Here is a 22,479-nt window from a genome sequence, read left to right on the forward strand (position 1 = left end):
ACAGTGAGTTAATAACTATTTACATGAATAATATAAAGTTGGCACAGTATTGGCATTAATGAGTTTGATACATTCTCGTCCTATTGTGTTAACTAAGTTGGCTTTTTAGTCTGACAAAAACACACAGCCTGTCTCAATTGAGGCAGGCTTTTTTTTATCTTGCTTTGTGTGCTTAATATCTACACTAAAAAGCTCTCATACTGAAGAGATTATTGTGTAAGAGAAGCAAGATCAGCAGGGCGGTAATAAACCGATTTTAATACTTTACCTTTACGGACAATTTTACCTTGCATCTCGACGTCTTTAGCGCATTTTGCAATGATGTACTCGCCTTTTTTAACGGCTTCTAATTCTACATTTTGTTTCGCGTAAAAAGCTTGAGTCTCTGTAAATTCTTGTTCGTTTCGGCACACTTTACTCATGTTGCTGGAATGCACTTCATCCCAACAAGGCAAAAATTCAATACCACGGTTTTTAGCAACATGCAGTAATAATTCAATAATGTAAGTAATGCCAATATTGCTCTCTACCTTGTCGTCTCCACGATGAACTAATCGACCCATTAGTACATATACGGTGTCAACAATCGCGTCGGCTTGTTCAGTTTTACAATCCGCTTCAGCTAACTCGGTTAATTCTTCAATGGCTAAAGAACTATGAAGGGTATCAGCTTTGTCATCCAAACTTGCAAGATCGGCAACTGGTAAATCAAAAGTGAAACGAAACTCGGTAATGTCTCGGTATAAATGCTGATAAAGCTCGGTATGAAGAAGAGTGAATTGCATAACAGTCGCCTTGTATGAAAAATTTGCTGGATCATAACAAATTCTTTTAGCAAAGCCATTAGTTAACCTTAGGTTTGAATGAGAGATAATTGAGTTATTTGAATTTCAATCACGTGTATGCACTTTGTGTTACCTGTGAGCGTTGTTGTCGTTTGAGTGCATAACACAAACATAAAATGATCGTATAGAGTAAACCGCCACCGATCACAACCATTGGCCAGCCGCCATTTTGCCAACAGTAAATCAAATAAAAACCACCGAGACTCCCACCTGCATAGTAATGGACTAAATACAGAGCGGTAGCACTGGCTTTAGCGGTTTGCGCTTTTGAGCTTACCCAGGCATAGGCAAGGGAATGGGTAAAGAAAGCACCAGAGCTGATCATTAATAAAGCCACGAGCATGGCAATAATACTTGGAATGAGTGCGATCAGCATGCCTAAAAGGCTCACTAATGTTCCGATAAACATTCCCGTTATCGGCGTGAAGTGTAAAGACCAAACACCACTTAAACGTGAGGTTAATGTGCCAGTTAGGTAACATAAAAAGATGAGAGACACTAAACCAACAGGCAATGAAAAAGGTTCAGCGACGAGTCGAAACCCCATTACTGTGTATAAATTCACGAACAAGGCAAAATTGAACCCACCGATAAGCATTGCTATCCATAATAAGGGCGTTTTTAAATGCGTAACGGCTTCTTTAATATGTATATTTAAACGTTTATTTTTGCGTTCAAAATTTTCTTGAGGTGGCACCCATAATGTGACAAGAATAGCGATAATAAGACTGAATAGTGCCATTCCAATCACCGCTGTTTGCCAGCCAAAATGTTCTCCAACTATGCCTCCGTAAATCCGCCCGGTAATGCCCCCAAGTGAATTTGCGCCAATATAGGAACCTACTGCTATCAAAAATACTTTAGGTGAAAATTCTTCAGCCATATAAGCAACGGCAACGGCAACGTAGCCAGCTAATGCGACTCCCATCAATGCCCTCGACAAAACAAGCAAAGGTAATTGGTCGGAAAAAACCATGCATAATCCAACGATAGGAGACGCATACAGACTAATGAACATCACTTTACGACGGCCAATATTTTCCGAATAAATAGCCCAAGGCACGAGCGATAATGACAAGGTAAGGGTTGCTGCAGCTAAGACCCAATTAACTCTTGTTGCAGAGACCGAATAATGATCTGCAATTAAAGGCAGTAGGGGTTGAAAAAGGTAGAGGTTACAAAACGAGATAAATGAACCAATAAATAGGCCAAAAGTGACTTTCTTTAAGTTTGCTTGTTGGTCATCCATTGCATTGCTTCATCGGTGATTTAACGTATAAGGGCACAATATCAATAAATATGTGATACATAAAATATATTAAATCTATAGTTATGATAAATTAAATTAATGATAAATCTTAGCTAGGTTAATAATGTGAATACCAAATCATTACGCTATTTTGTTGCTGTGGCAGAGAAGAAAAACTTCACACGAGCAGCAGAAATGCTCCATATAGCTCAGCCAGCCTTAAGTATTGCCATTAAGAAGCTAGAACAATCAATGGAACTTACCTTGTTACGGCGTAACGAAAAGGAGGTTACTTTAACCGATGAAGGTGAGCGTTTATACATTCATGCCAAAGAAATTTTGCAAAAAATTCAAGATGCCACTTGGGAAATGAAAGAACTAAAAGGGTTAGTAAAGGGTGAAGTGCGGTTGGGTGTTCCTAGTATGCTAGGCTCTTATTTTTTTCCGGATATATTAATGGAATTTAAGCAGTTGTATCCTCATTTAAAGTTAACGATTGTTGACGCAGGTACTCAATCGATCCGGAAGATGTTGCTGTCGGGTGAGTTAGATCTTGGCGTGATTTTAAATGACAATGTGCCTGAGTCTTTAGATGTTGAACCGATCATTCGTGATGAAATGGTTGCCGTGGTCAGCCCTAATAATCCAATTGCACTAAAGGAGACGATCAGCTATGCAGAGTTTTTTTCACATGAATTAATCATGTTTAAAAAAGGCTATTTTCACCGGGAAATGGTGGATAGATTGTGTGAGCAGAATCAGCTAGATCAGCATATTTCGATAGAAACAAATTTAATTCCGATGATATTAAAAGTAGTACAAAAAGATTTTGCTATCAGTGCATTACTCAAATTGGTCACTCAGTTTGAAAAAGGCGTGGTGCCAATTCCTTTTGAAGAGCCAATCTTTTTGAATATTGCAATTGCTTGGCGAAAAACAGGCTATTTATCATTGGCCGATAAAGCCTTTATGCAGTTCACCAAGCAAAGATTAGGCGTTGGAACGGTTATCCCAACTTAGGTTAAAGTGAAATATATTCTTTTTTTACTCTACGGGTAATACCGGTAAATAGCGTATAAGGAATCGTGTCTGAATAGTAGGCAACCTCGGCCGCTAAGATGTGGTCACCCCATAACTCAACGCTTGAACCAACTTTTGCATTGGGAATATTGGTTAAGTCGACCATTAACATGTCCATGGATACACGTCCTACTAATTTAGTTCTATGTCCATCAACCATCATTGGTGTTCCGTCTTTGGCGTGTCTTGGATAGCCATCTGCATAACCAATTGCGACCGTACCAATAGTCATTGATTTATCACAGACAAACCTTTGCCCATATCCAATGCTTTCTCCTGCTGCCACTTGCCTAATGGCGATTACTTCAGAGCTAAGAGTCATCACGGGTTTCAATTTATCACCATTGAAATGAGCGTCAGGAAAAGGTGACGCACCGTACAACATAATGCCGGGTCTTAGATAATCTAAACGATATTTATCATCGTGTAGGGTGGCGGCGCTATTGGCCATGCTTACTGGGGCATTAATATGTGCAAAAGTTTTCATGCACAGTGAGAACTGTTGTTGATTCATGGTACTGCTTAGCTCATCTGCGCAAGCAAAGTGTGTCATTAACACAATATTTTTTACTTGAGGTAATGCATTCAGTTTATCGTAAGCTTGTTGATATTCATTTTCAGAAAAGCCTAGGCGATGCATACCACTATCAAACTTCAACCAAACGTTATATTGATCACTTTTCGGCTGACGAGCGAGAGCTTCAATTTGTGCGTCACTGTGTACGGCGCACCAAAAGTCATGTTGGTTAATTAATGGAAGTTCATCTTCAGAGAAAAAGCCTTCTAATAAAAGAATAGGCTGGACGATCCCAGATTCTCTCAATTCCAATGCTTCTTCAATGCAGGCGACACCAAAAGCGTCGGCTTCATTTGCCAAGCTTTTAGCCATTTCAATAACACCATGACCATAAGCATCCGCTTTAACTACGGCAATCGCTTTCGATTGAGGTGATAGTGATTTCGCTAACCGGTAGTTATGGCTAAAAGCAGATAGATTCATGGTCGCTTTTGTTGGTCTAGCCATAATAACGCTCGATAGACAGACCTTCAGGGTCAATATCAGGTTGTTTGTTATTGATAATATCGGCAACAAATTTGGCTGATCCTAAAGACATTGTCCATCCCAGCGTGCCATGGCCCGTATTCAAAAATAGATTAGAATATTTAGTGCCACCAAGAATAGGGGTGCTGTCTGGAGTCATAGGGCGAAGACCAGTCCAAAACTCTGCTTTGGCTACATCCGCTGCACCTGGAAACATATCTTGAACCACAAAATCAATACTCGCACGGCGTTTTAACGGGCGCTCTAAATTGAATGAAGCTATTTCAGCGGTTCCACCTACGCGAATGCGATCCGCAAAACGCGTGACGGCGACTTTGTAAGTTTCATCCATGATGGTTGATTGTGGCGCACGAGATTCATCTTCGATAGGAAGCGTCAGCGAGTAACCTTTTATAGGATAAACGGGAATATCAATACCAACAGTTTTTAAAGTATGAGGTGAGTAACTTCCTAATGCACAGACAAAAGCATCGGCAACAATTTGGCCTTTATCAGTATTTACGCTCACAATTTTACCGTTGGAAGCATTAAGATTTTGGATAGTGGTATTAAGCAGAAACTTAACACCTAATGTTTCACATTGTTTTGCAAGCTCAGTAGTAAACTTGAAGCAATCGCCGGTTTCATCGCCAGGTAGACGTAAACCACCGACAAATTTATCTTTGACGTATTTCAGAGCGGGTTCATGCGACACGCAACCATCCATATCCAAAGCTTGGTGATCAATGCCTAGTTGTTTCAATACTTCAATGTCTTTTTGCAACGCATCTATTTGCTTTTGCTTACGAAACAATTGCAAAGTCCCTTGCTGACGACCTTCATAATCAAGATTGAGTTCTTTACGAAGATCAACAAAGCAATCACGGCTGTATTCAGCCACTCTTAACATGCGAGCTTTATTGATTTGGTAGCTGCGTGTATTACAGTTAGCCAGCATTTTTGTCATCCAAGAAAGCGTATAACCATCCATCTCTTTCATGTTAATCATAAAAGGAGACAAATCTTGCATCATCCAACCAATTGCTTTCAAAGGAACACCAGGTCCAGCCCAAGGGGAGCTGTATCCAGGTGAGATCATCCCTGCATTACCATGGCTGGTTTCTTGTGCCACACTTGGTTGTCGATCTATAACGGTTACTTGATGACCAGACTTGGCTAAATACCATGCAGTTGCAACACCCAGTACTCCACCACCTAAAACAGTAATATGCATAATTGTCCTTAAAACACTGAAGTGATCACATTTAATAAATCCGATTTTATTCCAATTTTCAGAGAATAGTGCTTTGTATTTTTAAAAAGTGCAGATTTAAAATCTAAAATTGTTAATATTATGCAGCACAAAAGTTATTAAATAATGGGTTTTTATTTATGGTGATATTTGTCACGTTTTTATGCAATTTAAATTTATTATTTCATGGTGGTGTTTGAAAATTAGGCGGTGATATACTCTGGGGGTATACAGGAATAATAATGTATATGATATTTGAATTTATGGGGGCAAAATGAAGCACTGGTTGTACTTAGGTATTGCGATAATCTCAGAGGTAGTCGCAACATCGGCAATGAAGTCTAGTGAAGGATTCACCAAGTTAATGCCTTCTATAACTGTGGTGATAGGTTATGGTATTGCATTTTATTTCTTATCATTAACATTAAAAACGGTACCTGTTGGTATTGCATACGCAATATGGGCAGGTCTTGGTATTGTTTTAATTGGTATTGTGTCTTGGGTTGTACATGGGCAGAAACTGGATATACCGGCTCTAATTGGAATGGGGTTTATTATTCTAGGTGTGGCGATTATCAATATCTTTTCTAAGTCAGGTGGGCATTAATAGATCCACCAACGGCTTTAAGTTGGTGAATCTAAAAAATACACTAGGATTAAAGAATACGAGCTCGGAAAGTCTTACCTTTCATTTTTCCGTTTGAAATCTTCTTCAAGGCTTGCTTAACAATGCCTTTTTCTACGGCAACATAAGCACGCATATCAAATAAATGGATTTTACCGACACGCTTACCATCCACACCGTTATCACCGCCTGTTAACGCTCCAAGAATGTCACCAGCACGTACTTTTTGCTTTTTACCACCATCAATTTGAATGGTATCCATTTTTGACTCAAATGGTGTTTCAGATAACACGTTATCAGAAGGTAACGTTGATGGAGAAATAGCAATGTCCATGTACTCATCAATTTGAGCAACCTTGAACATTTCTTTATCAGAGAACAAGCTAAATGCCATGCCTTTACTGCCTGCGCGACCTGTACGTCCAATACGGTGAACATGGATTTCTGCATCACGAGCTAATTGGAAGTTAATCACAGCATCTAAGTTTTCAACATCTAAACCACGGGCCGCCACATCTGTTGCCACTAAAATAGAAGCACTTTTGTTAGCAAAACGTAGTAGAGCTTGATCACGATCACGCTGTTCTAAGTCTCCGTGTAGGGCAATCACATCAAAGCCAGTGTCATATAACTCATCGGCCACTTCTTGTGTTTCACGCTTGGTGTTGCAGAAAATCACTGATGATTCAGGCTTATGGGTTAATAATAAAACCTTCGTCGCTTTTAGGCGCTGCTCAAAAGAATCAGCATTATAGAAGAACTGAGAAATGCTTGAGTGAGTATGCTGGCTTTCTACTTTAACCAATTCAGGGTTACGCATAATGCGGTTCGCCACTTTTTTGATTTCTGGTGGGAAGGTGGCACTAAATAGCAGAGTTTGACGCTCTGTAGGCGCTTGTTCAACAATAGCATCTAAGGAATCTTGAAAACCCATATCTAGCATACGATCGGCTTCATCTAACACTAAGGTATTTAATTCAGATAAATCGATACGACCTTTATCCATATGATCCAATATACGACCTGGGGTGCCCACTAATATATGAGCTCCATGCTCAAGTGAAGCAATTTGAGCACCAAAAGGCATACCGCCACATAAGGTCAATACTTTTATGTTATGAATACCACGGGCTAATTTTCGAATTTCTGTCGCTACTTGATCGGCCAGTTCACGTGTCGGACATAACACTAATGTTTGAATACGAAAACGTTTAACGTTTAAGTTGGCAAGTAATCCTAAGCCAAAAGCAGCCGTTTTTCCTGAACCGGTTTTACCTTGTCCAATCACATCTTTACCCGCCAACATTAAAGGCAGGCTATCGGCTTGAATTGGTGTCATGGATTGGTAACCTAAACTTTCTAGGTTTTCGATAAGCGCTGGATCTAGTGCTAGAGTAGAAAATGAAGTATTGCTCACAATAAGGTATTCCTAATAAAATTCTTTGTCACATAAAATACCGTGTTAATCGCTTAGTGAATCCAGCAGATTTAACAAGATATTGAAAGGGGCGTTAATAAAGGTTCTACTATTAACTTTTGTATATTTTGTCGAAGTTAGCAGCGTTCCAGCCTGCCATCATACGATCACCAATTTTTAACACCGGCACACCGCGCGCACCCATGGCTTCGAGCTCTTTACGTCCGCGTTGCATTTTGGCATCACACAATCGGTATTTAATGCCTTTTGAATCCAAATACATTTTTGCCGCTTTGCAATGAGGGCATTTGTCTGACACGTAAAGTACAACTCGTTTCATAATAATATCTTTGCTGGTTTGTTGGTGTCGGTTATTCGCTTTTGAAGTGATAACAGACGATTAAATATTGGTTGATTTAAACAGATACGGAAACAATTGCTTCTTCTCTGATTCAGTAAGCGCTTCAACCCTTGCAATATTGGTATCAGGGATCGCTTCAGGGTTAGGGTAATGTTTTACCGCTTTTTCCATACTCTCTTCACGAATTAAATGCAGTACCGGATATGGCGATCGGTTTGTTAAGTTTTCTGCATCATCAGGGTTTGCACCTGCAAAACAATAATCAGGGTGGAAGGTAGCGACTTGATAAATACCTTGCCAGTTTTCTTGTTTGATCAGAGCATCCACCCAATCCAAAAAGAAATTATAGTCATCAAAATCGCTGAGCATGTATGGAATCACAATTAATGTTGTTTCTAACTCAACAACTGGCGTATTAGTTAGTGTCATGAATTCCTGAAAAACGTCTTCAAGTAAACGTTCTTCCACTTTTGCATTTGAAACAACAATTTTAATTTGAGCGTTTCGTTGTGGTTTTGCTGCAAAAGGGCATAAATTCAAACCAATAACGACATCCATTAACCATTGTTCCACTTCTGATTCTATTTTTGAGTGGCTAGGAAGAGAAGGTGATGACGACATTTAAAAACTCTCGCTAATTATTTGCGGCAGATTCTAACACACAACCGAGATGAAGCTCACAAATGTTGCACATTATAGGTTCCTTTTTACCGAGCAAAACTGTTACTTCAAGTAAGAGGTTGATAAAGGTATAATCATTGCAAAGATTACGTCGTAAAGAGAGCATCATGGCAAAACTGACATTACAAGAACAAATGCTTAAAGCGGGTTTAGTCAATTCTAAGAAATTAGAGAAGGCAAAAAAATCGTCAAAAAAATCACGTGTTCAAGCTCGTGAGGCAAGAGAAGCGGTTGAGGCAAACAAGAAAGCACAAATTGAACGAGATAAAGCGTTAAGTGCGGAGCAAAAACAACAAACCTTAACCAAAGAGCTCAAAGCACAGGTGAAGCAACTGATTGAAATGAACCGTGTTGATACTAAAGATGGCGACATTGGTTACAACTTTACCGATGGCACTACCGTTAAAAAACTGTACGTAGATAAATTCACTCAAAATCAATTAACGAATGGCCGTTTAGCGATTGCTCGTTTTGCCGCTGTGAATAGTGAAGATGAATACGTTGTAATTCCAGCCAGTGTCGCCGATAAAATCGCACTGCGTGACGAAAATAGCATTGTTTTAAATAATGTTTTGACTCAAGAAGCAGAGGATGAAGACGATCCGTATGCTGATTTTGTAGTACCAGATGATTTGATGTGGTGATGCTGCTTGCCAGAGCGCTCTGAATTCTGAAGTTACTTGGCTATAAAGCCTTAATTCTAGTGAGTTAAGGCTTTTTTAATAACATGATTAGTTGGCGTAAGCTGTTATCTAATCGTTGATATTGCTTGGCTTTTCCTAAAACACGAATACCTTGTATTTGCACTAAAATTAAATCTGTTAAGCAAGTTAGATCGGTATCTGAATTTAACTGTTGCTTATTTAATGCGTGAGTTAAACAGTTCTGTATTCCTTTTTGTAAGTGTGTGAAAAGATCGTTACCTTTGGCAATAACCTCTTTGTCTCGATTGGCATGTTCAAGTAGGGCATTTTGAATAAAGCAGCCAAACTCTTGTTTCTTTTGTATATCAACAAAACGAGTTAAGAATTCACACAGTGTTTCGATATCGGCATTGTCACCAAACAACACCTGACTAGCTGGTTGAGATACATGGGTAAAGTAGTGTTGCAAAGAGGCGTAATACAAGCCTTGTTTATCACCAAAAGTATTATAAATACTAAATCGGTTGATACCCAAATGCTCAACAAGCTCAGAGATAGAGGTATTCACGTAACCCTTCTGCCAAAAAAGGTGCATCGCTAGAATCAGCTTTTCCTCTCTATCAAAATTGCTTTTTCTTCCCATGATTTATCCTAACGTTATTATATTTGTCGTACTAATTGGGCATTATAGATTCAGCGAGTTTATACCTTTCAGGTTCAATGCTGCAACTGCAATTATTCTAGCTAGTAAAATGCATTAAATTCCCAAGAGAGCACAATCTGTCACATTTATTATTGACCGATCGTTTATAAACTCATAAGGTAAGCTAAACGATCATTCTGATATAAGGGAATAACACATGAAGATTTATGAATTTGCTACCAATCCAAGCTCACGTCGTGTAGGTATCTTTTTAAAAGAGCTAGGAATTGAGGTTGATCGCGTGCAGCTTAATGTTCGTGATGGTGAAAACTTAACCGAAGAATACTTAGAGAAAAGCATTAATGGTAAAGTCCCAATGTTGGAACTGGATGATGGGACGGCTATTAGTGAATCAGTGGCAATTTGTCGTTATTTTGCCAATGCAGAAGGGGACTTATCGCTATTTGGTGAAACCGCCGTGGAAGCAGGAAAAGTTGAAATGTGGCACCGCATTGTTGAGTTTGATGGCTTGTATGCCGGTTTTCAGGCATTTCGAAATCTATCTGGAGTCTTTAGCGACCGTGAGCGTTGTGTTAAAGCATGGGGCGAAGAGTCCAAACTTCGTGTAGAAGAGTTCTTACCAAAACTGGATAAACAGCTTAGTCGTAATGAATTTATCGCAGGTGATAAATTTAGTATTGTTGATATTACCGGTTTCATGCTGATTGATGTTGTGTGTTTAAAGGCGTTAGAGATCCAAGCTGTCGACTTATATCCTAATATTAAGAGCTGGTATGAACGTATGTCTGCTCGCCCAACTTTTCAATAAAAAGAAATAATAATAGATTAACCCCAGTTATTGGCTGGGGTTAAATTTATGATGCTTTTTGTGCTTCATGTTGTTCTTTCCATTGCTGTAAAGCTCGCTGCATTTCTGCTTCATTTTTTAACACTTTATTTAATGCATCATCAGGTTTTTTCGGCAGCGTTAATCCACATGAAATCAAGGTGGCAGTTAATTGCTCAACCGCAAGGTGGGGAACGTATTGAAGATCGTCTTCTTTTTCAAAACGAACGTAACCATTCGATAGGTTAATGGCTTGAGGCACAAATACCACCCGATAGCCTTCTTCAGGCACTGGATAAAGTTGGCCGTCTGGCGCTAAAAATTTCTCACCATTGGTGTTTGGGATCATCCATGTTGGCCCTAAATCAAACACGATTTCTTTTGAGTTTGGCCCGGACCATGAACGGCAAAATGCAGGCTTTTTAAATGGCGACTCTTCAGAGGTGAGGGCTTCCATGATTTGTTTCGTTGAATTATGAATGATGCCGAAGCCTGGAATGCGGTTTATGGTCTTGTCCGACAACCAGTCATAAAAACGCTGTTGAATACTGCCATCAAAGATAATGCCGACCACAAACATCAATAATATGGCAGTTAATAAACCAAAGCCCCAGATATTACTCAATTGATTATGTATTCCGTCTGGAAGAAAGTACCCAGCCGTTTTATCCATAAACTGAACTACCGCATTGACGACCCAGCTTGCAATCACAAGGGGAATAACAAACAACATCCCAATTTTCACTTTTCTGATCAAAAACTTTTTCATCACTCAATAACTCTTTCATGCATCAAACAAGATCACACTCTAAACGTTTTAAAACGGCATACCAACAGTTAATACATGAACTACCAATGATTATATTCATTAAACAAAAGCTTGCGTGTTGATTGAAGCTCTGCATTAATAATGAGAAGTTGGATTTATTAAGAGTAGGTTAGTAATGACAGATCATTTTCTTATCGATCAATGGCAATTTAATGGCGTAGACGCTGAGCAAATCACTCCTCGGAATGAACATGAAGCAAAAATCCAAACTGGTAATTGGTATCACTGCCAACGGGAATCTATCGGCTTGCGAAAATGGCTACAACTTAATCAGATAGAACCAGGCATTATTGATAGCTTATTAAAGGATGACACAAGGCCACGTTTTGAGCTTTATGAGGATGGTTCATTTTTATTAATTCTAAGAGGAGTAAACTTGAATGAAGGTGCTAAGCCAGATGATATGCTCAGCATTCGTATGTTCTGGCAAAATAACAGCCTTATTTCAACGAGAAAAATGTCGTCTCGTACCATTACCAATATCCGTAATGCATTATTGAATGGTAATGGACCTAAATCTTTACCTCAATTATTAATGGCTATCATCACTGGCTTAAACTTAAACATTGAAAAGTTTTTAAACCAAACGGAAGAGCGCTTATTTGAGTTGGATGAGGCAGATTATGATGACAATGAATTGCATTTGATTCATAAGAGAATTTTGAAATTGCGTCGATTCTTAAAGCCTCAGCGATACGCTATTAATGATCTGGTTGAAGCGAATATTCCTGAAATCAGCTCAGTGGAAACACACAGTTGGAACGTATTGGATACCAGTACACGCTTAACCGAGTCAATGGATTTTTATCTAGAGCAAATCCAAGTGATGAAGTCAGAAATTGCGCAAGAACAAGCGGAAAAAATGAATCGTAACACCTATTTATTTACCATTGTTGCTGCGATATTTTTACCACTCGGATTTTTAACTGGGTTATTAGGTATCAATATTGGTGGAATACCGGGTGTAGATAACCCCATGGCATTTGCACTATTTTGTGCTGGTCTTGGGGTAACCTTGCTATTAGAGCTTCTTTTACTTAAGTGGTTGAAATTCTTTTAATAACACTTGATGATTGTTACGTTGTAACTTAACGAGGGGTTACTCCTGCAATCTAAGTATGTGCAGATAAGTAATGTAATGAACTTGAATTTTTTTCTAAAAGGCGTACTTTTCAAGCTCATTTTCTTCGCTTACAGACTTTTGTATTTATTATGATCACTAAACCTAACAATGTGCTCGGAGCTAGCCTTGTTTTATTGGCGACATTTTCATTAACAATGAAAGACAGCGCGGATAAATATTTGGTGATGCATGGCTATCATCCTGTTCAGATGGTTTTTTTCCGTTTTGCGATTCCATTTTTGTTTATGCTGATATTCATGCCGAAGCAAACAAAAATGGCTATTTTAGCCACCAATAAAAAGCTCCTTATACGTTCAACTTTGTTTTTGGTTTGTGCGATAACTTCTGTAATTTCATTAAATTACATGCCACTCAACGTATATATCATTATTGTTCAAATGGGAGGAATTGCCTTTATGCTTGGTGGGGCAATATTCTTTAATGAGAGACTCACGCCTCTAAAAGTGTTTGCTACCATATTGGGTTTTATTGGGGTTGTGGTCGTGATGAATCCGAGTGATGGTGGCAGTTTACATCTTATTTATTTACTTCCTTTACTGATTGTTTTTGCGAATACAGGGTACAACTTAATTACTAAAACCATTGATCCTGCTATTTCTTTTTTGTCGATTTTCATTAATAGCTTCTTTATCTTAGGTATGGTCTCCACAATAGCTTTGCTGGTTCAACCCGAAATGTGGATAACACCGACTAGAGAATCAATACCTTATTTCATCACTATTCCAATGGTGACGATCATTTCGCAACTGTGTTTAATTAAGGCGATGAAGATTGCTGATGCTTCTCATGTGGCACCTTTTTTCTATTTCCAGATCTTCTTTGCCTGTTTATTTGGTTATTGGTTATTTGATGAACTACCTACCATGTATAGCTTGATCGGGAGTGCTTTTATCGTTGCGGCAGGTTTAATCATTACCTATGCTAACTATCCTAAGTTTTGGAAAAAGAAATCCAACTAAAGTGAGCTGTGATTCGCGTGCATCATTCTAAGTACGTCTAAATGGTTGCATTAGCATAGCCAATAAACTTTGCTCTTTAGGGTGACGAAATGATTTTAAACCAATCAGCATATCACTGTGGCCATCTTTGGGTTGGGCGGTATAACTGACAAACCACTTATCCCAAATAGATAAGCAAAAGCCATAATTACTATTAGTTTCATTAACATGAATAGAATGATGCACGCGGTGCATGTCGGGTGTTACAATGATTTTTCTTAAGTACTTATCAATACGCGGGCGTATCTGTACATTGCTGTGATTAAACATAGCACTGGCATTCAATAAAACCTCAAACACCAACACCGCAATCGGTGAAATGCCAAACAGGATGATCGCGAGCATTTTAATCAGCATGGATAGCCATATTTCAATAAAGTGGAAGCGCGAACCGGTTGTAACATCGATATCTTGATCAGCGTGATGAACTCGATGCAAGCGCCATAAAAGAGGGACTTGATGAAATATTCGATGCTGCCAGTAAATGATCAGATCCAAAAGAATGACCGACAACACTCCTGTCAGTACAGCGTTTATAGTCAGAATATTGAAAAGCCCTAACTGTTTTTCTTGGGCGATAAATGCCACTGAAATGGCTAAAAATGGCAAAACGATCGGCAGCAACACACCGTTGAAAACCACCATTCCCATGTTATTTAGCCAGCGATACCATTTGGGTTGTGTCAGGGCTTTTTTAGGTGATTTCACTTCCCATAATGCCATCACCAATAAGACAATTAAGAAGACACTGATTCGAATAATATTTTGCTTCTCAAGCATTACATCCATCATACGGTTTTCATTTCCTTATTCCTCAATCATTCATTTACGGTCTTTTTATTGGGTTAGGGCACACTTTTTTATTTGCTAGCATTGTAAAGTGAAATGTATATTTGATCTCTTGCTATAAACTAAAAAGGGAAAAAAGATGACAATAAATACACCTCGATTATTACTTCGACAGTGGAAAGATTCCGATTTGGCACCTTTTGTTCAGATGAGTCAGGATCCTGACGTCATGCGCTTTTTTCCCTCAACGTTAAATGAAGAAGAAACCACAGCCTTAATGAATAAGATCGTTGGGCTAATTGATGATAACGGCTGGGGCTTTTGGGCGGTTGAAATTAAAGAAACCAAAGAATTCATTGGTTGTGTTGGATTAAACAAAGTGGAGCTTGATATTCCTTGCGCGCCATTCATCGAGGTTGGCTGGCGGATCAATAAACCGTTTTGGGGGCAAGGCTACGCACCTGAAGCGGCAAATGCTGCGCTGGAGTTCGCTTTTACGGAGTTAAATCAGCAAGAAGTATTTGCGTTTACCGCCAAGCAAAACTCACCATCAAGACGAGTCATGCATAAAATTGGTATGGTGAATACCCGCAATGATTTTGATCACCCTAAATTGCCAGATGACCATATTTTACAGCGTCACTGCTTATACCGAATAGGGCGTTAATCCCACCTTTAGCTCGATAAAATGATAAAAACTTTACATTAAGACGTGACCACTCTAAATTACACACATTAGTCGGGGAGCCGTAAGGCTGAGATCGCATGAGACCCGTTGAACCTGATCCAATTAGCATTGGCGTAGGGAACTAATAAGCCTAAGTTCTAATAAATCTAAGTTTGAATAAGCCTTAGATTTATTCGCTTATACCAATCCATGTTGGTTTTATCACTTTGGCTCTATTACTTCCACTCGCCTGAATAGGAAGTAATATGTTTGAACATCACGCCTTTCAATCGTCATCACATTCACCCATAGCAAATATTCTTACCATTGCTGGCTCAGATTCTGGTGGTGGAGCGGGTATTCAAGCTGATATCAAAGCTATATCTGCCACCGGTAGTTATGCTTGTTCTGTGATCACCGCTTTAACTGCGCAAAATACTCGAGGCGTCACTGGGATTTACTCTATTTCAGCTGAATTCATTGCTCAGCAATTAGATGCAGTTTTTACTGATATCGACATTGCCGCAGTAAAAATTGGCATGCTCAATGATTGCAATGTGATTAAGGTTATCGCCGAAAAGCTCAAACAGTATCAACCAAAATATGTGGTGTTAGATCCAGTGATGGTGGCAACCAGCGGTGATCCACTCATTCAAACCTCCGCAATTCAAACGCTTCAAAATGAACTCTTTCCATTGGTGAGCGTGATCACCCCGAATTTACCTGAAGCGGCACTGTTAATCGGGGGAGAAGTGCCAACAAATGAAGCTGATATTGACGCTTTCATCATGAAGTTACTTCAACATCAACCACTTAGTAATGTAAATATCTTATTAAAAGGTGGCCATTTCAGTGGTGAAAATAGTCACGATTGGTTAGTGACAAAGGGTGCTATTCAGACTTTCAGTCACAAACGGATCTTCACCCAAAATACTCATGGCACAGGGTGTACATTATCGTCAGCCATCGCATCTTACTTGGGGCAAGGTTATCCATTAGAACAAGCCATACACTTGGCGAAAATCTATCTTTCTGATGCTTTATCCAAAGCCGACATGCTCAATGTAGGTAATGGCTCAGGGCCGGTTCATCATTTCTATCATTTATCCTCTTAATGGTTTTTGAATGTATGAAACACACGAAAGAAGGCCAGTAGAGCGCGATGGATATCATTGTTGAAAACATCACATACCAATTCCAAGATGATCAGAAGCTTGTGCTTCGTGATCTCTCTATCGAATTTAAAAGCCAAACTTGGACTTGTCTATTGGGGCAAAGCGGTTGTGGAAAAACGACATTATTGAAATTGCTTGCGGGATTGCATCGGCCTGATGAGTTGATCGGTGGAAGTGTACGCGTAATCAATCACGTTGATCGCCTAGATCAGACCTCGAACATTGCCTACATGGGACAAAAAGATCTGTTATTTCCTTGGCTTAACGTGTTGCAGAACACATGTTTAGAACGCTATCTACAAACCGGAAAAATATCGAGTATTGAAGCCAACAAAGCGCATGTTTTATTGAAATCACTAGGGCTTGCTGGAAAAGAGAGTTTACTGCCACAGCAATTGTCAGGTGGTATGCGTCAACGAGTGGCGCTGGCAAGAACGTTAATGCAAGACAAACCCATTATATTAATGGATGAGCCATTTTCTGCTTTAGATGCACTTACGCGTTATGAGTTGCAAACGTTAGCGTGTGAACGATTAAAAGAGAAAACCGTGGTTTTTATTACCCATGATATTCAAGAAGCGTTAAGGGTGGCTGATCGCGTTCTTGTGATGAACGCATTCACTCACACTGTTCAAGAGTTTGAATTAAACATCACATCGGCAACACCACGAGACATCGATGTTGAGTTGGCTTTATCGCAACGATCTTTGCTTGAACAATTGGTTAGCGCAAGAAGGAATGCAATATGATTCAGGTTCTTCCTTCCACTCGGATGAAACGCTCGCTACTTCAAATGGTAATTACCTTTGCTGTTATTCTCAGCATTTGGCAATTATGTGTAGTGTTGTTTAATTTGCCTAAATACATAGTACCAAGTCCGTTGAATGTCTGGGTGTCACTTCACGATCAAGCATCTTTGCTATTGCGGCATAGCATCGTCACGCTACAAGAAATTGGCCTCGGGTTGCTGCTAGGTGTTGTGCTCGGGTTATCGTCAGCCTTGATACTGCTACTGAATTCAACCATTAACCGTTGGTTACTTCCTGTTTTGATCATTAGCCAAGCCATACCTGTTTTTGCACTTGCTCCGGTATTAATGCTTTGGTTTGGCTATGGCATTGCATCCAAAGTGGTGATGTCTGCCATCATTATTTTCTTTCCTATTACCGTTTGTTGCTATGACGGATTAAAGAACACGCCCAAGGGGTATTTAGAGTTGGCCAAAACCTTTGGGCTCACTCCGTGGCAAACATTATGGCGAGTCAAGTTGCCATCAGCGCTTCCTGCATTAGGGTCTGGTTTATGTGTCGCGGTGGTGATAGCACCCATTGGCGCGGTGATTGGCGAATGGGTGGGAGCCAGCGCAGGCTTGGGTTATTACATGCTGCAAAGTAACGCGCGCATGCAAACCGCCGATATGTTTGCTGCGCTGTTCATATTGTCTTGCTTATCTATCTTTTTATATTTTCTTACCGATTTTTTACTCAACCGATTCATCGTTTGGACTGCCAGCGAATAATCTCAAGGAACGATTATGTTTAATAAATTAATAAGATTAACGCACTACACCGTTTTAACTTGCCTGCTAAGCTTCGTCTCAGCTCCAAGTTTTGCCAACGATCAGCTGACCGTGATGCTTGACTGGTTTGTTAACCCAAATCATGGGCCGATTATTGTCGCCCAACAACAAGGACTCTTTAAAAAGCTCGGCCTTGATGTCGAGATTCAAGAACCCGCCGACCCAACAATGCCGCCAAAATTGGTTGCAGCCGGTAAAGTGGATATGGCGGTAACTTACGAGCCTAATTTCATTATGGACTTAGAAGCGGGTCTGCCTTTAAAACGATCAGCCACGTTAATCGCCACGCCTTTAAATACCATTTTAGTGCTCGATAACGGAAAAATTAACTCAGTAAAAGACTTAAAAGGAAAAACGGTAGGCATTGCTGTAGCAGGGACAGAAGATGCCATGGTGGGCACTATGCTGCGTCATTCAGGCTTGAATCTTAGTGATATCAAAATGGTTAATGTGGGGTGGAATCTTTCTTCATCATTGGCATCAGGGCAAGTGGATGCAGTATGGGGCGGTTTACGTAATTTTGAACCCAATCAAATGGCATTAGAAAGCATCAATGTTAAAGCGTTTTACCCAGAAGAGAATGGGGTACCTAATTATGAAGAATTGGTATTTGTGGTGAATCAGAACAATAAAAAGCAGGCTGAAATCATTAAGTTTAATCAAGCGATCACACAAGCTACTCAATATATTGTGAATCACCCAAAACAAGCGTGGCAAGTGTTTAAATCTTACGATGAAAAAACATTGGATACAGAATTAAATCGACGAGCTTGGAACGATACCTTAAACCGATTTGCTCTGCGCCCAACAGCAACAGACACACAAGGTTATCAAGCATTTGCCGACTTTTTGTTTCAAAACAAAGTGATTAAAACAGCTGTCAATCCTGTTCCTTATTTATAAATACTGGAGTATCGCATGCATCAACTCATAGCAAAGAAACTTGAAGTCTTACGAACGCAGAAGCCTCTAGTGGTGAATATTACCAATTATGTTGTGATGAATAATACCGCTAATGCTTTATTGGCGATTGGCGCTTCTCCAATCATGGCGCACAGTAGACAAGAAGTAGCAGAGTTGATGACATTCTCAGGCTCTTTGGTTATCAACATTGGTACCTTAGATTCAATCTGGATTGAACGTATGCGTTTTGCCATTGAACACGCCAATATTAATGGCAAGCCTGTCATTTTAGACCCAGTTGGGTGTGGTGCCAGCCATTTACGAACGCAGACCTCTCGTGAATTTTGCGAGCTTGCAGAGAAACTGATCATCCGCGCCAATGCTTCAGAAGTGATGGCTTTGGCTGATATACAGAGCCAAGTCAAAGGTGTGGATTCTCAAGATAGTAGCGAATCTGCGGTTATTGCCGCTAAAACATTAATTGAACGATATCATGCCAATCATGTGGTGATTTCAGGCAAAGAGGATTTTGTGGTTGGTGAAAATAGTGTCTCCAAATTCAGTAACGGCAGCCACTTAATGCCAAAAGTGACTGGAATGGGTTGTTCCCACACTGCATTAACTGGAGCTTTTGCTGCTATCGACTTTGAAAATGCTGGGTTATGCGCAACGGGGTTGCTTGGTGTTGCTGGGGAGTTAGCTGAAAAACAAAGCCAAGGCCCGGGATCTATGCAGTTGCACTTATTGGATCAACTGCATCTACTGAATAGCCGTGATATTGAGTACACATTACAATGTAGTGTGAGTTCCTAATTTTGCTATCGATTCAGATGCTTAAATAATTACCAAATAAATGATCGCCATGAGTTTTTATTTCGACTTATGGCGCTTTATTTGTACGTCGCTCTAATAGCTTTGCACCGCCACGATAAACAAACAGCGACCATAAAATTAATCCGCATCCAATCACTTTTCCTGCTGACATATCATCGCCATAGAACGCCACACTTAACGAACTTGCCCAAACAGGTTCAAGAATCATGATGATGGCGGCATTGCCTGAAGTTGTCAGTTTTTGTCCAATGGTTTGCATAACATAACGTAAGCTCGTTGAAATAATGGTACTTAACGCAAGCCACATCCAAGTTATATCACTAATTTCATCCGGCCATTCTTCTAATAGTAATGATGCGATAGTTGCAATAATCCCAACAACAAACAATTGAATGCAAGCAAGTGTCAAGCTAGGGACACTTTGCGCGTATTTAGCATTAAAGTTGAAATGAAAAGCCAGTAGTACCGCTGAGATCAAAAACCATAATTGACTTGGTGATTGTTGATAGCCATTCGATAAAGACAACATCGCTAATCCTGATACCGCAAATGGCAATGAAATCCAAAACATACGAATAGGGCGTTGCTTAAATAAAATCCATGCGACAAAAGGGGCAAATAACATGGCTAAGCTAGAAATAAAAGCGCCTTCAGCTAGGGTATCTGTTACCGAAATGGCTGTTACCCAAGTTAATAAGGCTGTAGACATTAACAGACCTACGCAAGCTGCATTTTTAAGCTGATCTTTAGAGAGTGCGAATAGCGTTTTATAGCAAAAAGGAAGTAAAAAAAGTGAAGCGGCAATAAAACGAATACCAATGAATGCAAAAGGTGGCAGGCCTTCAATGGCTTGTTTAGAAAAGATCCATCCCAATCCTGCAAATACAGTAGTAAGAACCAATATAAGCGTTGCCTTGACTTCTTGATTCATTATTTAACCTCTAGTGATGCAAGTTGGAGGGGGGAATAACCTTATCCAGAAAGGATCGAGCTTTCAGCTTAACACGCAAAAAATTTAATACTATAGAGATAAGAGAAAAGCCCCAACAGAGTATGTTGAGGCTTCTGGTATTACTTAAAAATGATTCAGTTAAAACTAAGCTTTATGTTTTAAATCCAGCTTTATTTCACCCGCTTTAGGGTTATTAAACGTATCCAGATCTAGTTCATTTTCAGATTTAGCCACGATACAAGTGACAACACTGTCACCAGTAATGTTAACCGCAGTACGAATCATATCAAGTAGACGGTCAACGCCCATGATTAATGCGATACCTTCAAGTGGCAGCCCAACTTGGTTTAGTACCATTGCAAGCATGATCAAACCGACACCAGGGACACCAGCAGTACCAACAGAGGCTAGAGTCGCGGTTAGGATAACCGTCATGTAATCACCTAAGGTAAGGTCAACGTTAAATGCTTGAGCAATAAACGCTGTCGCCACACCTTGCATGATAGCCGTACCATCCATATTAATGGTTGCACCAAGTGGAACAGTAAAAGAAGCAATCTTGTTACTGACACCCATACGGTGTGTCGCAGTTTCCATAGTTACCGGGATTGTTGCATTAGAAGATGCGGTAGAAAATGCGAACATAATGGCATCTTTCATCTTCTTCCAAAAAATGAGTGGGTTTAGCCCTGATAACACTTTTAGGAGCACACTATAAGTAATAAATGCGTGGATTAACAACGCAGCAACTAACACGAGGAAGTATGCGGCTAAGTTTGCAATTGCATCTAACCCTAGGCCAGTGAACAGCTTAGCCATCAAGAAGAAAATACCGTAAGGCGCAACTTCCATTAAGATCGTAACTAGCTTCATGATCACAGCATTTACATCGCTGAAGAAGTTAGAAACACGTTGACCCGCTTCACCTGCAAGGCTAATCGCGATCCCGAATAAAACGGCAAAGACGATAACTTGTAGTGTATTACCCTGAGACATTGCTGCCATTGGGTTGCTTGGGAACATACCGACAATAACTTGACCCAGTGATGGGGCTTCTGCCGTACTAAAGGTCGTTGCAGATGTCAGATCAGCACCAGAGCCTGGTTGGAAGAAAATACCCATAACCAGTGCTAGTGAGATGGCAAGCGCGGTCGTACCAATATAGAAAGCTAATGTTTTTCCACCTAAGCGGCCTAATGTTGTGATGTCTTTTAAAGAGCTGGTACCACAAACAAGAGAAACAAAGACTAGTGGAATAACGAGCATTTTTAAGCTGGCAATAAAGATCTTACCACCAACATCAAATAGACCATTGACGATATACGCATCGACAATTTCATTACCCGAAAGAAAAGTGCGGATTAAAAAACCACAAAGAATACCGGTAAACATACCGATAAGGATACGGCTCGTTAGTGAGCGTTTATTTTTGTTGTTATCGTTCGTCATGAACTGATCTCCGTATGATTACTTTGTACAACTTCAAAGTGGATAGGAGAGTAGCAGAACATCAAGGATTTAGAATTTTTTGTAACATATTACGCATCCAACGCGTGATGTTGATCACATTTATCATGAACTTTGCCAACATGTATGAAAGGTGTTAACAATATGTTGTTTTGTAATTTACCACCTTGAAAGTTATTAAAGCTAGTTTGTTATCGGTAGAGTAATTATTTATATGGAGGGAATAGTGAATAACCAAAGAAAAAATAAAGATGAAATTTTGTCATTATCATCGAATAGATTAAATAAAAAAAGCCTACTAAATAATTAGTAGGCTTTCAATTGGTGCCCGCTACTGGACTCGAACCAGTGACACCTTGCATGTCATGCAAGTACTCTAACCAACTGAGCTAAGCGGGCGTAATTCTATAGATTGTAAAACACTTTAAAAACTGGTGCCCGCTACTGGACTCGAAC

At 39.8% G+C, this 22,479-nt stretch carries 24 protein-coding genes, 1 tRNA gene and 1 riboswitch; of the genes, 12 read left to right on the plus strand and 13 right to left on the minus strand.

Annotation, left to right across the window (positions count from 1 at the left end; translation table 11 throughout):
- Positions 1-209 precede the first annotated feature (209 nt).
- Positions 210-785, minus strand: coding sequence for a nucleoside triphosphate pyrophosphohydrolase family protein (locus tag A1QC_RS00195; RefSeq protein ID WP_017025535.1), 576 nt, complete (start codon positions 783-785; stop codon positions 210-212).
- Between the two features lie 109 nt (positions 786-894).
- Positions 895-2,094: an MFS transporter gene (locus A1QC_RS00200; protein ID WP_017025536.1), complete on the minus strand. Its 1,200-nt coding sequence runs from the start codon at positions 2,092-2,094 to the stop codon at positions 895-897.
- Between the two features lie 126 nt (positions 2,095-2,220).
- Between A1QC_RS00200 and A1QC_RS00205 the strand changes: the two genes are divergently transcribed.
- Positions 2,221-3,114 (plus strand): LysR family transcriptional regulator, encoded by an 894-nt coding sequence (locus A1QC_RS00205; protein ID WP_017025537.1) that lies wholly within the window; start codon positions 2,221-2,223, stop codon positions 3,112-3,114.
- Between the two features lies 1 nt (position 3,115).
- Here the strand turns inward: A1QC_RS00205 and alr are convergent, their stop codons facing one another.
- Together alr and A1QC_RS00215 are read right to left on the minus strand one after the other, a co-directional pair.
- A complete protein-coding gene (alr, locus tag A1QC_RS00210; protein ID WP_017025538.1) occupies positions 3,116-4,198 on the minus strand; it encodes an alanine racemase in 1,083 nt (360 codons plus the stop codon).
- The gene (locus tag A1QC_RS00215; protein ID WP_017025539.1) at positions 4,191-5,450 is read right to left on the minus strand and encodes a D-amino acid dehydrogenase; all 1,260 of its coding nucleotides are present in this window, start codon (positions 5,448-5,450) and stop codon (positions 4,191-4,193) included. The genes alr and A1QC_RS00215 overlap by 8 nt, the downstream gene beginning before the upstream one ends.
- Before the next feature lie 292 nt (positions 5,451-5,742).
- Between A1QC_RS00215 and A1QC_RS00220 the strand changes: the two genes are divergently transcribed.
- Complete coding sequence (locus tag A1QC_RS00220; RefSeq protein ID WP_017025540.1) at positions 5,743-6,075, plus strand: SMR family transporter; 333 nt, start codon at positions 5,743-5,745, stop codon at positions 6,073-6,075.
- Between the two features lie 49 nt (positions 6,076-6,124).
- Here the strand turns inward: A1QC_RS00220 and dbpA are convergent, their stop codons facing one another.
- From dbpA to A1QC_RS00235, 3 genes are all read right to left on the minus strand, one after another.
- Positions 6,125-7,510: an ATP-dependent RNA helicase DbpA gene (gene dbpA, locus A1QC_RS00225; RefSeq protein WP_017025541.1), complete on the minus strand. Its 1,386-nt coding sequence runs from the start codon at positions 7,508-7,510 to the stop codon at positions 6,125-6,127.
- A gap of 112 nt (positions 7,511-7,622) precedes the next feature.
- Positions 7,623-7,850 carry a glutaredoxin family protein gene (locus tag A1QC_RS00230; RefSeq protein ID WP_017025542.1) on the minus strand — a complete coding sequence of 76 codons (228 nt, stop codon included), beginning with the start codon at positions 7,848-7,850 and terminating at the stop codon, positions 7,623-7,625.
- Between the two features lie 60 nt (positions 7,851-7,910).
- Positions 7,911-8,492, minus strand: coding sequence for a DUF1415 domain-containing protein (locus tag A1QC_RS00235; RefSeq protein ID WP_026025870.1), 582 nt, complete (start codon positions 8,490-8,492; stop codon positions 7,911-7,913).
- Positions 8,493-8,659: 167 nt separating this feature from the next.
- Here A1QC_RS00235 and A1QC_RS00240 point away from each other — a divergent pair, with 167 nt between their 5' ends.
- Positions 8,660-9,196, plus strand: a complete 537-nt coding sequence (locus A1QC_RS00240; RefSeq protein WP_017025544.1) for a DUF2058 domain-containing protein — start codon at positions 8,660-8,662, stop codon at positions 9,194-9,196.
- 64 nt (positions 9,197-9,260) lie between these two features.
- On the opposite strand, the gene A1QC_RS00245 is transcribed toward A1QC_RS00240, so the two are convergent.
- Complete coding sequence (locus tag A1QC_RS00245) at positions 9,261-9,839, minus strand: TetR/AcrR family transcriptional regulator (RefSeq protein WP_017025545.1); 579 nt, start codon at positions 9,837-9,839, stop codon at positions 9,261-9,263.
- A 217-nt stretch (positions 9,840-10,056) separates the two neighbouring features.
- On the opposite strand from A1QC_RS00245, the gene A1QC_RS00250 reads away from it, so the two are divergent.
- Positions 10,057-10,668: a glutathione S-transferase family protein gene (locus tag A1QC_RS00250; RefSeq protein ID WP_017025546.1), complete on the plus strand. Its 612-nt coding sequence runs from the start codon at positions 10,057-10,059 to the stop codon at positions 10,666-10,668.
- Between the two features lie 46 nt (positions 10,669-10,714).
- Here A1QC_RS00250 and A1QC_RS00255 read toward each other — a convergent pair whose 3' ends face one another.
- Positions 10,715-11,455 (minus strand): DUF502 domain-containing protein, encoded by a 741-nt coding sequence (locus A1QC_RS00255; protein WP_017025547.1) that lies wholly within the window; start codon positions 11,453-11,455, stop codon positions 10,715-10,717.
- 175 nt (positions 11,456-11,630) lie between these two features.
- Here A1QC_RS00255 and A1QC_RS00260 point away from each other — a divergent pair, with 175 nt between their 5' ends.
- Both A1QC_RS00260 and A1QC_RS00265 read left to right on the plus strand, forming a co-directional pair.
- The gene (locus A1QC_RS00260) at positions 11,631-12,575 is read left to right on the plus strand and encodes a CorA family divalent cation transporter (RefSeq protein ID WP_017025548.1); all 945 of its coding nucleotides are present in this window, start codon (positions 11,631-11,633) and stop codon (positions 12,573-12,575) included.
- Between the two features lie 152 nt (positions 12,576-12,727).
- Positions 12,728-13,618 (plus strand): DMT family transporter, encoded by an 891-nt coding sequence (locus tag A1QC_RS00265; RefSeq protein ID WP_017025549.1) that lies wholly within the window; start codon positions 12,728-12,730, stop codon positions 13,616-13,618.
- Between the two features lie 27 nt (positions 13,619-13,645).
- Here the strand turns inward: A1QC_RS00265 and A1QC_RS00270 are convergent, their stop codons facing one another.
- Positions 13,646-14,449, minus strand: a complete 804-nt coding sequence (locus A1QC_RS00270; RefSeq protein WP_017025550.1) for a sterol desaturase family protein — start codon at positions 14,447-14,449, stop codon at positions 13,646-13,648.
- A gap of 136 nt (positions 14,450-14,585) precedes the next feature.
- Here A1QC_RS00270 and A1QC_RS00275 point away from each other — a divergent pair, with 136 nt between their 5' ends.
- The 6 genes from A1QC_RS00275 to thiM all read left to right on the plus strand — a co-directional run bounded on the left by A1QC_RS00275 (position 14,586) and on the right by thiM (position 19,583).
- Complete coding sequence (locus A1QC_RS00275) at positions 14,586-15,113, plus strand: GNAT family N-acetyltransferase (RefSeq protein WP_017025551.1); 528 nt, start codon at positions 14,586-14,588, stop codon at positions 15,111-15,113.
- A 63-nt stretch (positions 15,114-15,176) separates the two neighbouring features.
- Positions 15,177-15,271, plus strand: a riboswitch (TPP riboswitch).
- Positions 15,272-15,379: 108 nt separating this feature from the next.
- Positions 15,380-16,228, plus strand: a complete 849-nt coding sequence (gene thiD / locus A1QC_RS00280) for a bifunctional hydroxymethylpyrimidine kinase/phosphomethylpyrimidine kinase (protein WP_017025552.1) — start codon at positions 15,380-15,382, stop codon at positions 16,226-16,228.
- A 47-nt stretch (positions 16,229-16,275) separates the two neighbouring features.
- Positions 16,276-17,037, plus strand: a complete 762-nt coding sequence (locus A1QC_RS00285) for an ABC transporter ATP-binding protein (RefSeq protein ID WP_017025553.1) — start codon at positions 16,276-16,278, stop codon at positions 17,035-17,037.
- Entirely contained in the window at positions 17,034-17,807 is a 774-nt protein-coding gene (locus A1QC_RS00290) for an ABC transporter permease (protein ID WP_017025554.1), read from the plus strand. Before A1QC_RS00285 ends, A1QC_RS00290 begins: the two co-directional genes overlap by 4 nt.
- Positions 17,808-17,822: 15 nt before the next feature.
- Complete coding sequence (locus A1QC_RS00295) at positions 17,823-18,770, plus strand: ABC transporter substrate-binding protein (RefSeq protein ID WP_017025555.1); 948 nt, start codon at positions 17,823-17,825, stop codon at positions 18,768-18,770.
- Positions 18,771-18,785: 15 nt separating this feature from the next.
- A complete protein-coding gene (gene thiM, locus A1QC_RS00300; RefSeq protein ID WP_017025556.1) occupies positions 18,786-19,583 on the plus strand; it encodes a hydroxyethylthiazole kinase in 798 nt (265 codons plus the stop codon).
- A gap of 67 nt (positions 19,584-19,650) precedes the next feature.
- Here thiM and A1QC_RS00305 read toward each other — a convergent pair whose 3' ends face one another.
- From A1QC_RS00305 to A1QC_RS00315, 3 genes are all read right to left on the minus strand, one after another.
- Positions 19,651-20,535: a DMT family transporter gene (locus A1QC_RS00305; RefSeq protein WP_017025557.1), complete on the minus strand. Its 885-nt coding sequence runs from the start codon at positions 20,533-20,535 to the stop codon at positions 19,651-19,653.
- A gap of 165 nt (positions 20,536-20,700) precedes the next feature.
- Complete coding sequence (locus A1QC_RS00310) at positions 20,701-22,005, minus strand: dicarboxylate/amino acid:cation symporter (RefSeq protein WP_017025558.1); 1,305 nt, start codon at positions 22,003-22,005, stop codon at positions 20,701-20,703.
- Positions 22,006-22,345: 340 nt separating this feature from the next.
- Positions 22,346-22,422, minus strand: a tRNA-Val gene (locus tag A1QC_RS00315).
- Positions 22,423-22,479 lie beyond the last annotated feature (57 nt).

This window comes from Vibrio rumoiensis 1S-45 (assembly GCF_000286955.2).
Lineage (GTDB): Bacteria > Pseudomonadota > Gammaproteobacteria > Enterobacterales > Vibrionaceae > Vibrio > Vibrio rumoiensis_A.

Excerpts from the sequence above, each read along its gene's own strand:
- A1QC_RS00275 (WP_017025551.1), top strand. The coding sequence starts at position 14,586 with ATGACAATAAATACACCTCGATTATTACTTCGACAGTGGAAAGATTCC.
- A1QC_RS00235 (WP_026025870.1), bottom strand. The coding sequence starts at position 8,492 with ATGTCGTCATCACCTTCTCTTCCTAGCCACTCAAAAATAGAATCAGAA.
- A1QC_RS00215 (WP_017025539.1), bottom strand. The coding sequence starts at position 5,450 with ATGCATATTACTGTTTTAGGTGGTGGAGTACTGGGTGTTGCAACTGCA.
- A1QC_RS00270 (WP_017025550.1), bottom strand. The coding sequence starts at position 14,449 with ATGATGGATGTAATGCTTGAGAAGCAAAATATTATTCGAATCAGTGTC.
- A1QC_RS00245 (WP_017025545.1), bottom strand. The coding sequence starts at position 9,839 with ATGGGAAGAAAAAGCAATTTTGATAGAGAGGAAAAGCTGATTCTAGCG.
- A1QC_RS00255 (WP_017025547.1), bottom strand. The coding sequence starts at position 11,455 with ATGAAAAAGTTTTTGATCAGAAAAGTGAAAATTGGGATGTTGTTTGTT.
- thiD (WP_017025552.1), top strand. The coding sequence starts at position 15,380 with ATGTTTGAACATCACGCCTTTCAATCGTCATCACATTCACCCATAGCA.
- A1QC_RS00230 (WP_017025542.1), bottom strand. The coding sequence starts at position 7,850 with ATGAAACGAGTTGTACTTTACGTGTCAGACAAATGCCCTCATTGCAAA.
- A1QC_RS00310 (WP_017025558.1), bottom strand. The coding sequence starts at position 22,005 with ATGACGAACGATAACAACAAAAATAAACGCTCACTAACGAGCCGTATC.
- A1QC_RS00295 (WP_017025555.1), top strand. The coding sequence starts at position 17,823 with ATGTTTAATAAATTAATAAGATTAACGCACTACACCGTTTTAACTTGC.
- A1QC_RS00200 (WP_017025536.1), bottom strand. The coding sequence starts at position 2,094 with ATGGATGACCAACAAGCAAACTTAAAGAAAGTCACTTTTGGCCTATTT.
- alr (WP_017025538.1), bottom strand. The coding sequence starts at position 4,198 with ATGGCTAGACCAACAAAAGCGACCATGAATCTATCTGCTTTTAGCCAT.
- A1QC_RS00220 (WP_017025540.1), top strand. The coding sequence starts at position 5,743 with ATGAAGCACTGGTTGTACTTAGGTATTGCGATAATCTCAGAGGTAGTC.
- A1QC_RS00240 (WP_017025544.1), top strand. The coding sequence starts at position 8,660 with ATGGCAAAACTGACATTACAAGAACAAATGCTTAAAGCGGGTTTAGTC.
- A1QC_RS00250 (WP_017025546.1), top strand. The coding sequence starts at position 10,057 with ATGAAGATTTATGAATTTGCTACCAATCCAAGCTCACGTCGTGTAGGT.
- A1QC_RS00260 (WP_017025548.1), top strand. The coding sequence starts at position 11,631 with ATGACAGATCATTTTCTTATCGATCAATGGCAATTTAATGGCGTAGAC.
- A1QC_RS00305 (WP_017025557.1), bottom strand. The coding sequence starts at position 20,535 with ATGAATCAAGAAGTCAAGGCAACGCTTATATTGGTTCTTACTACTGTA.
- A1QC_RS00265 (WP_017025549.1), top strand. The coding sequence starts at position 12,728 with ATGATCACTAAACCTAACAATGTGCTCGGAGCTAGCCTTGTTTTATTG.
- A1QC_RS00195 (WP_017025535.1), bottom strand. The coding sequence starts at position 785 with ATGCAATTCACTCTTCTTCATACCGAGCTTTATCAGCATTTATACCGA.
- thiM (WP_017025556.1), top strand. The coding sequence starts at position 18,786 with ATGCATCAACTCATAGCAAAGAAACTTGAAGTCTTACGAACGCAGAAG.
- A1QC_RS00285 (WP_017025553.1), top strand. The coding sequence starts at position 16,276 with ATGGATATCATTGTTGAAAACATCACATACCAATTCCAAGATGATCAG.
- A1QC_RS00290 (WP_017025554.1), top strand. The coding sequence starts at position 17,034 with ATGATTCAGGTTCTTCCTTCCACTCGGATGAAACGCTCGCTACTTCAA.